We start from the raw sequence: 9237 nt of genomic DNA, 5'->3' as shown, positions 1-9237 counted from the left end.
CGCATCCGCAAGCGGAGCGAGGAGCGGGCCTAGGCTACGCAGCGCTCCCACCAGAGTCGAAGGAGCGAAGTTGGCCCCTTGCATCGCAAGTGCTGCACATACCCGGTTGATCGGGAGCCCAAGGAGAAACTTCGCCACCACGATATGGGCGAGGAACCCAGCCGACAGCCTACCTTTTGGAACTACCTTCGCTGGTGGTGCGCCAGCTACGACCCCCTTGGTCGCCTTGCAGTTACATCCTCTCCGGTACGTCGGACGGATATGGTCGATGACCCGGACTATCACCTCGACGTCGATCTCCTCGCAGCGTTCCTCTCCGAAAGGCGCATAAGGCGCACCACAGCTCCCACAGACCAACAGCTTGGAATCGGGCTCATGGATCTGTTGTACGCGTGGTAGGTGGTCATAGCTGCGTCGACCATGGCCGCGGTGCCCGAGTTGTTGACCTCTCTTGCGCCTTGGCACCTCATCAGGCTCAGGGTCGCTACTTTCTTCCAAGGCGCCTATTGGTTCTGCGTTCACATCCTGAGCCATCTTCGCCCGTTCGGAGCGACGCCCGAAAGCCTGTTTGGTTAGCTCGACGATCTTGGCTGTGAGTGCATCCACTTTGGCAGACAACTCGTCACGCTCGGACCTAAGGACGACGTTCTCGGCCTCCAGCGAAGCGATCCGCTCGTTGTCGTATTGGCGCACTGTTTTTGCCACGTAACTATAACTATCACAATTAAAGCGCCGTGTCCAGCCACCCTAGGCCACAGAGGATAGGCCAGCTACCCCAACCTTACGCCATCATCGAGTGTCTACAGCACCGCTTGTTTGACGGGATCACCGAATGTGTACCTTAAACTTGAACATAAACCAGTGCTTGGACGGTACCCTTTACCGAATAAAGCAACTGCTTTGGCTTAATGCCATTCCCCATTTAGCCCCTACGAGCTAATAAAGATATAGAGCTCACACTCTGACTTGCTCCTTGAAATCAAGCAAAGAGTATGGGAATGTCGTCGTGTTGAGATAGTCGACTAATTCCTTTGTGACTGGTTCAATCTTGGGAATGAAGCGATTGTGGGTTACAGCAGAGCGCCCTTGCTTCCAAACGTGTTCCTGGGGATTGAGTTGCGGAGAATACGGAGGGAAATGGACTGCTTCGATGTGATGCTCCCTAATTGCCTCTTGAGCGACGCTCCCTCTGTGCCATCCTGCCCCATCCCATATAAGCAGAATCTTCTCTCTTGGGTAGATCTTGCGGATCGCCAGCAGTATGGCCGCTGTTTCATGCATAGTCTGGCGCTCTGTTGCAAATGCATGCTCCTTGCCTGTCTTGAGGTTTAAAAACCCATAGATGCTCCGGTTCATTCTGGTTCCATTGGTCTCAATTACAGCTGGTGTGGTTCCTTTCGGTATCCACACTTTCTGAGTAGTTGTCGCCTGAGTGAGAACCATCTCGTCTTCACAGAGAATCACCGTATCTGGATCAGAGAATGCTTCTTTCAGACGTTCTTGCTGCTCGTCTTTCCATTCAGCTACCGCTTGTGGATCAGCCTTCTCGTACTGTTTGCCCGGCAGATGGAAGCTGAACTTACTTTCCCGAAACAGAACGTAATAGCTAGTCCTAGAGGCATAGAGAACACCGTATCTGCGCTTGAGTACTGTAGCCAGGATCCGTGTTGACCAAAACGGGGAACTGCTATAGCCGTGGTCATTGGGAGTTGTAGTCGTGAGCATGATTGCCACTTCATCTCTTTGAGACTTTGAGAGAAGTACCGGAGCGTTGTTATGGCGCTTGTCCTTGAATGCCTCAGTGCCAATGCTGCGGAATGACCGTCGAATTCGCTGTACATGCTTGACAGAGAGGGCTGTCCTGTTGAGGGGACTCCCATCTTCAAGGGTGAGAACTGCCAGCGCCCGCTTATATTCGTCGATGTTTTCAGTCTTCGCCATGAATGCTTCAATAGTGGCGAGTTCCTCGGGTGTAAGCATGTCATGAGAAGATTAACACACCCCACAAGAAATTAAAAGGGCTCATTGGAGCATTTCAGAGTGTTATGCGAATAGAAAGCCCGAAGCTATTGATCTTTAATACCTCGTAGCAGAGACGAACTTAGTAGGACGTCCGAATAAAGGATATCAAACTATCGGTAGTCCTTGCAAGTCATTTTGTGAATTTAGTCACATTATTTATCGACGAACGCGCGCCGTTCAACTCCCTATGGAATACTCTCAATTGTTCGACCCGCTGCTAATGTTGGTTTCAAATCATAATCAAGATGGACGAAGTTATCGTGAAGCTCAAAGGAGACATTCTTTAAACCTGGGGTCAGCCAAGCAAAGGTGTGGCGAAGATTACCGATAGGAACAAGTAGCTCAACGGAAATACAATGGTAAGTATAGTTGCCGCCTAGGCAGAAAAGCTCTAGAGCCGGCAAATTATCGATGTCACTTTCTACTCAGCAAAGATACCTCCGGTGGACCAAAAAAAAGCCGACGAAAAACTGGACAGTTAAAATAAAGTCGACAGATCCACATTCCAGGAAAAATCGTGGCATTCCCAACTCTTGATGGCGCGATGGCTACCCAAACGATAGCAGAACACTTGATAGCCCCAAGCCGATGAAGAGAGCTCTAATGCCTGTGATGATATTGTGATCCACCTAGCCCTTGGGAACTATTTTGTATCTTTTACTACCAAATTATTACTACCAAATTTCAACTGCTGTCGCCACCCTCAAATCTTTGTGAAGCTCTAAGTCAGCTCAGAAGTAGGGAGTTCACTTGAAAAACCTTCTACGACAAACCAAGCGACAGACTCACCCCCACAACGAGGGGTGTCACCTCTAAATTCTCGCCGACACACCAGCGAAGCATTCAGTCGATATATAAAGCAATAAAGAGCCATCTAAACGTCCAAAATCAATTGCACCTTGAACAAAACAGAGCTACAGAGCTACAGAGCTACAGCGAAAAATACTGGCCATCAAAAGGAACCCCATCTATCCTGCACAAGAAACTAGGCGATCCAAGAAGAGTCGACAACGCTTACAATCTCCTAGACAACTTTTTGGAACTCTGAAAATACACCAACCCCAAACCCTACTTTTCTGGCGAAAATCGAATCACAAAAACCGGCACCATTTCCCTCAATGCTTCAACAGATTCGCCTGCAGCAAACGCCCCGTATTGACTAGCAAAATTCAGGTTCATCGAGATATCAAAGTGCCGACGCCACAACCGAATGCTAACCTAGTGAAACAGAAGATTCGAAAGAGATTCATTATGGCCGATCCCCAAAGCCCTTCGAGGTCGAACTTTACAATCGAGCACCATCGATCGATGGAATTACTAAACGATTCAGCTCTCCAAGATAGTAACCTTCACGACTGGCCCGTTGTTTACACTCTGAATAACCGCAGCAGCATCTATGTGGGAGAAACAGTCAACTTCGTACAACGATATCGTCAACACGCTAAAAATGAAGAAAAGTACCACTTGGATCAGATCCGAGTAGTTCTAGATGAAACCTTCAACAAGTCGGCGTGCCTGGACCTCGAGTCAAAACTAATTCGATTATTGGCGGGCGAAGCTAAGTATCAAGTGCTTAACCGCAATCTCGGAATCGTCGACGTCAACTACTTCAATCGAGATCGCTATCTCGAATCGTTTAATGACATCTACGAGGCGCTTCGAAACGAAGGGCTGTTTTCACTTTCGATTTCCGAAATCGAGAACTCCGACCTCTATAAATTATCCCCCTATAAATCTCTAAATAGCGATCAAAGTAGCATCACCCAAGATGTCATGGTGTCAATCACAAATACCATTGCGACCTCGAGCCAAAATCTAATTGTAATTAATGGTGGCGCCGGAACTGGCAAAAGCGTCCTCCTCGCCTATCTCGCAAAACTTCTTGCAGATTCGAATCACACTCCTGAAGAAAAAGATTTGGATTCGGGCGATTCTGGATGGCTGGACCTGAAAGGCCTCATCGAGACAATCACCATGAGAAGCAAGTCGCTCGAGATTGCGATCGTAATTCCACAACAGTCATTTAGAGAGACACTGAAAAAGTCATTCAAAAAGATTCACAACTTAGACTCATCTATGGTCTATTCTCCACAGGACTTTGCCGGAAGCGATAAACACTTTGATATTGTTCTGGTCGACGAGGCACATCGTCTACGTCGACGAGCCAACCACAGTAACGGACTAAGCGTAACCAGAGACAAAGATATCAATATCAAGCTCTTTGGGAAAGACGACTACTCCAAGACCGAGATCGATTGGCTCTATAAAAAATCAGATGTACAGATAATTTTTATCGACGAATCACAAAGAGTCAGACCGACCGACCTCTCTACTGAACAACAGGCCGAGCTTATATCGTCGGCCAAGAACAACGGTAACTACTTCCAACTCAAAACTCAAATGCGACTTCCAGATGGCGGTAATGCATATCTTGAAAATTTGAAGAAGCTTTTTAGTTCGTTTCCAACAAGGGATGTTCCGTTAGTCGCAACGCAATACGACATACGGATTTACAACGATCTCGAGAAAATGGTATCGGATCTCGATGCGCTTGAAGGCAAAGTTGGACTTTGCCGGCTTACCGCAGGGTATGGTTTCAAATGGGTAAGCAAGAAGGACAAAAACGCATACGACATTGAAATTGGAAATGTCAAAAGGAGATGGAACCAAAAATCCAAGGATTGGATCAACTCGGTAAAAGGTTGTGCTGAAGTAGGTTCAATCCATACCGTTCAAGGTTACGACCTTAACTATGCGGGAGTGATAGTGGGTCCAGAGTTGGAATTCGACCAAGAAACATCTAACTTCAAATTTGTCAGATCGAAATACTTTGACAACAAAGCAAAAGAAAGAAACAACCTTCTCAACCTCGAGTTCGATGATGCCTATCAGCTAGAGCTGGTTCTCAATATTTACCGAGTCCTGATGTCCCGAGGGATCCTTGGAACGTTCGTATATGCGGTTGATCCTAAGATCCACAATTTATTGATTGACGCATTTAGTGCCCGCGACGGATTAGACAACCGGAATTGAATAACAAATGATTTCCAGTAATCTCAGCAACCAATTCCCCAAAGATCCTTGAAAAGGTACAACCCAGCCAACACGACAACCAAATGGAAAATCAAAAACCAATACTCTAAACAAAAACTCTTACCCATACCCAATGTTTCATCGAGACGGATCAGTCACGCTCGATACCTAAAACGCAGATAAAGCAGATACATCCACGTGTTGGAATGGGCGAAACCGACAGTGAGTATCTCGTAGGTCGACGCCGTTTTGATCTTAATTTAAACATGTTCTAGAGCCAATAGAATTTCTGTCAATCCGGGTACGGGAACCTCAATCAGCAGTATAATAATAGTCGAACACATGTACTAGCTCAAGTGGATACAATGGACCTTGCCCAATTAATAAGGCGATACTCTAGCGAGTCGGCGTGCGAGGAGCACCTCTTTCAATTCCGCTGCGACAATGGACTTCGTTGTCGAAGATGTGACGACGATTCATTCGTATTGGTTCATTCTAAGACTCATAGCAAATCGACCAGTCAAAAAACTCTCATTGAGTGTAAGTCGTGCCACTACCAGACATCATTGAAATCGGGTACGATATTTCAAGCTAGCAAGGTTCCTCTTAGAAAATGGTTCATCGCAGCGTATCTGATCGCGAACGATAAGCGCAAGCCCGATGCAGAAGTGATGGCACAATTCCTAGAAGTGTCAAAGCCAACCGCACAATTATTGATAAACAAAACCGAACGAGAAATGGCAGAACCGACCTCGTTCTGGAAGTGGATCAGTTGAGCGAGGGCTCCTTTGCGATGGTCTTGATATTAGACCACTTCGAATTCAACCTGTCCCTGCCCCTCACGGTAAACCGATAGTCCAAAGGGCGAAATATCATAACAATTAGTCTCTAATCCAATATTAGTTCAAATGAACAATTGCCCATTTGCTACAAAGTCAAATTTTCAATGAAGTCAAAAATCAATTATTCAGCTTTCCTTAATGTCTGAATGGACGACTTTAGTGGCGTGATCGGATCTCTAAAAGGAAAGATTTTGAAGTATATTTAGGCGAACACCTCACGAAGGCTAGAGAATAGGCATAAGAGTAAAGGCCGTTAATGTTGCATCGAAGGTGATTGCCATCCAGCTCTAAGGTGCTTTCATTGCCTTAACACTCATTCAAAAGCCTCATTCAAAAGTGCAGATTCAATGAAGTCGTCGTAGGTGCCAATCATACGAAGGAACTGCGTGATTTCAACTCCACCGCGATAGCGAAACGTCAGCTTTGAGTAACGAACGCTATCCATCGGTAAGAACCAGATCGGTGGACTATTCATCTGCTGAATAGCAACACCGGTGTAGCGAAAGGTGAAAATTGACACCTCTTGATTGGCTTGTTGACCATGCAACGCGCCACAAAAGGCTGAGCTTCATGACGTTTAGAAGCACTAGATTGAATCGACCCAGATGTGCCCCCGACCCCAAAAAGTTAAGAATCACAGAAGAGTCAATTTGAAGGTTTAACCCCACCAAGGATATAGTAAGGTAAGAATTAAAAATAGATACCTCGATCTCTTAGTCCGAATATCTCTTAGTCCGACGTCTATTGCACCGTTGTCAGGGTCAACGACTTGCTCATTTTTGCTTTCAGGCAAATTCAACACACTTCTTAGTCAACCCCATAACACGACGATCCACGATGATCCGCGACAATAGAGCCCGCTAAGATAAGGAAAATCAAACCCGACTGATCCCCAAAACTAGTAAATTATGGCCATACGATTTGCATAACAAAGTGTCTAGCATGTCATAATCACCAGCAGCAATTTTACCTACTTGACATCTTGATATTCGTACCGACCAAAGGACTCATAAGTGGAGATACTATTCATATGCACCGGCAACACCTGTAGATCGATCATCAGCGAAGCCATATTCAATTCCAAAGCTAGCAATGGCTGGCATGCGTCCAGTGCTGGAAGTAACCCCAACAAAGCGGTCAATCAACGAGCAATCGAGCTTCTAATCAAAAAAGCAATACCGGTAAAAGGACTTCATTCAAAATCATGGAATGATCTACCGGTGGTTCCCCAAATAGTAATCACCCTTTGCTCCTCTGCGGCAGGTGAAAGTTGTCCTGCCTATCTCGGTAATGCACTTCGTGCCCATTGGGGAGTTGACGACCCCTCTATCGTTCAAGGCACCGAGGAAGAGATCGACGAGGCATTTGAGGCGGCATATGAGCTTATGAATCAGCGCATCGAAAGTTTCATAGAACTGTTATCGAAAGATTACTCACTTTCAGATCCTAACTTCATAGAACGGCTAAAGCGCATCGGGATCGACGATTAAACGCATGATGAAATCGAAGGTCCAGTAGACACGGCCCGGCAATTTGGAAAGGAACGAGAAACAAGGGTCGTAGTTCCAAAGATTCTTGTAAAAAGGTTCTAGCTGCTAGCGTCCAAGCAAGTCAACAATCCAGGAGGATCCAGATTCACCGAGAAGGGCAAGTTCGTTATCGGCTCGTGCAGCCAATGACAGTGGAGAGAGAGTCTGGTCATGACGCAACTGGGCGTGAACAATACGGTCAAGACCAGCACCTACGAGTGGAGGTGCTGTCCTCAACGTAGCAGGAAGTGCTACGGAACGGAAAGAGCCTCCATGCATGACCAAATTGCGCTGATTGTAGAGGCGACGAAATGTATCTTGGACATATTGTCTGATGTGCGATATCTCGGTTGCTGGAGAATTTATCATTTTTACAACCCGATCCAAGGCAGCTTGATTGCTTGGGTCGGAGAGAGTCATAGTACCTGACTTTCGAATATGACCTTCTACTAATCTGACGCGTTCGTAGTTCGGGGCCTCGGTGTCCAAATTCCGTAGTTCATCAGCCAGCCGATCATTGCCAAAGTTTGAGTGTGCGAACGCGATCGAGGTCAGTTCCGCGCGACCCACCGAACAAGAGACGATAGCAGCTAACCGATCCGCAGCTACTCGGTTGGGCTCCTTCGGGTAAACAAGAAGTCCTTCTATTGCTGCCCACCCTCCTGTAATAGCCGCTCCAATACTGCCAGTTTTCATGTATGAAGCTAGCTCAAGGGCGTCGTCCAACTGTTGGAAGTCGGCACTATCAACGTTGAATACGGCATTTTGCCGATCGAGGGCGTGAATGTCCAATTGCCGCCGACGAGAACGAAGTTCGAATTCCTTTGAGGTGCCTTTGATATAGGCTTTCCCCACCGGAGCAAGCGATACTCGTTTTGGAAAACCGACCTGCATCCGTGCTACCACGCGGACCACGAGATCGTTGGCTGCTTCTATGGCTGCCCAGTTGTCACGTGCTACCACACGAAGTACAAGTGAACCATTTTGGCGAGGCTTTGGCCCTTGGAGACTTAGATCCGATATAAACGCCGCTGTCTCACTGGGATTCATCCAACTAACAGCTGATGGTAGCTTATTTATTTGGATGGGCGCGACGCACGGTACTACAACTTCGTATGGCCTAGAGAGAGATTTGCTGACCATGTCTTTCGCCTGAATAAATAGTTCCGTGAGATTCGGCTCCTCGTTGTTCCGCATGTAGCCGTCAAGCCATCGATACAATAGATCCGGACTGAAACCATTATCAAGAAGGTAAGCCGCTATTGATCTTGCCGTACGTTCAACGGGCGGCAGCATGCCTTTTTCAGCAGACTCAATCCACCAGTCGAAATATCGTTCGTCTAGGCGCTGAGTCAGTTGCTCTAATTTTGCTTCGTCGTGCTCGGATAAATAAATCGATGTTTTTTCATTGGCGGGGACGTTCTCCAGAATTTTGTTAACTTCGTTGACGAACGAGAGAATAACCCTATCGAAAACGATCTCCTTCATCATAGAAGCGATGGCATATTTTAGGCCATCATTAGAAAGATTCCCTTCCCTTGCGACTTTGTTATATTCGATTATCTCACGCAATCCAAGGACGACGCCAATACCCCATAGACGACGGGGCCACGGGGTGTTGTGACCAAAAAAATCTAAAAGCCGGCCCAAGGTCTTGGTCGCATCATCGTACACTCACTTAATTGGACTCATTTGATCGCACGGAAGGACAATCTTATGCTATTATGCAAGCAGGCATTTAGCCACCTTCTAAAAGCGGAGGAGCCGCCCACTGGGCCGCTCCTCCTATTTTTTACCTGTTACCCGAAGAT

6 protein-coding genes are annotated in these 9237 nt (G+C 46.8%); 2 read left to right on the top strand and 4 right to left on the bottom strand.

Annotated elements, in window-relative coordinates; genetic code table 11:
• Both AXFE_RS00725 and AXFE_RS00720 read right to left on the bottom strand, forming a co-directional pair.
• On the bottom strand, positions 1-705 hold a 705-nt coding region (locus tag AXFE_RS00725; protein WP_152625765.1), incomplete at its 3' end, for an IS66 family transposase.
• Positions 706-954: 249 nt separating this feature from the next.
• The gene (locus tag AXFE_RS00720) at positions 955-1980 is read right to left on the bottom strand and encodes an IS630 family transposase (RefSeq protein WP_052603981.1); all 1026 of its coding nucleotides are present in this window, start codon (positions 1978-1980) and stop codon (positions 955-957) included.
• 1293 nt (positions 1981-3273) lie between these two features.
• Here AXFE_RS00720 and AXFE_RS00710 point away from each other — a divergent pair.
• Positions 3274-5055, top strand: a complete 1782-nt coding sequence (locus tag AXFE_RS00710; RefSeq protein ID WP_052603979.1) for a DUF2075 domain-containing protein — start codon at positions 3274-3276, stop codon at positions 5053-5055.
• A gap of 1155 nt (positions 5056-6210) precedes the next feature.
• On the opposite strand, the gene AXFE_RS00700 is transcribed toward AXFE_RS00710, so the two are convergent.
• Positions 6211-6417 carry a hypothetical protein gene (locus AXFE_RS00700; protein WP_152625764.1) on the bottom strand — a complete coding sequence of 69 codons (207 nt, stop codon included), beginning with the start codon at positions 6415-6417 and terminating at the stop codon, positions 6211-6213.
• Positions 6418-6910: 493 nt separating this feature from the next.
• Here AXFE_RS00700 and AXFE_RS00695 point away from each other — a divergent pair, with 493 nt between their 5' ends.
• Complete coding sequence (locus AXFE_RS00695; protein ID WP_052603976.1) at positions 6911-7387, top strand: arsenate reductase ArsC; 477 nt, start codon at positions 6911-6913, stop codon at positions 7385-7387.
• A gap of 105 nt (positions 7388-7492) precedes the next feature.
• Here the strand turns inward: AXFE_RS00695 and AXFE_RS00690 are convergent, their stop codons facing one another.
• On the bottom strand, positions 7493-9100 hold the full coding sequence (locus tag AXFE_RS00690; RefSeq protein WP_052603975.1) for a hypothetical protein: 1608 nt from the start codon (positions 9098-9100) through the stop codon (positions 7493-7495).
• Positions 9101-9237: the final 137 nt, after the last annotated feature.

The sequence above is a fragment of the Acidithrix ferrooxidans genome, assembly GCF_000949295.1.
GTDB classification, from domain to species: Bacteria; Actinomycetota; Acidimicrobiia; order Acidimicrobiales; family Acidimicrobiaceae; genus Acidithrix; species Acidithrix ferrooxidans.
Note: the sequence above shows the minus strand (reverse complement) of the source record. Positions and strands in the feature narration are given on the sequence as shown.

What these genes read in the sequence shown, in the direction of transcription:
- AXFE_RS00720 (WP_052603981.1), bottom strand. Translation starts at nt 1,980, where the DNA reads ATGCTTACACCCGAGGAACTCGCCACTATTGAAGCATTCATGGCGAAG.
- AXFE_RS00710 (WP_052603979.1), top strand. Translation starts at nt 3,274, where the DNA reads ATGGCCGATCCCCAAAGCCCTTCGAGGTCGAACTTTACAATCGAGCAC.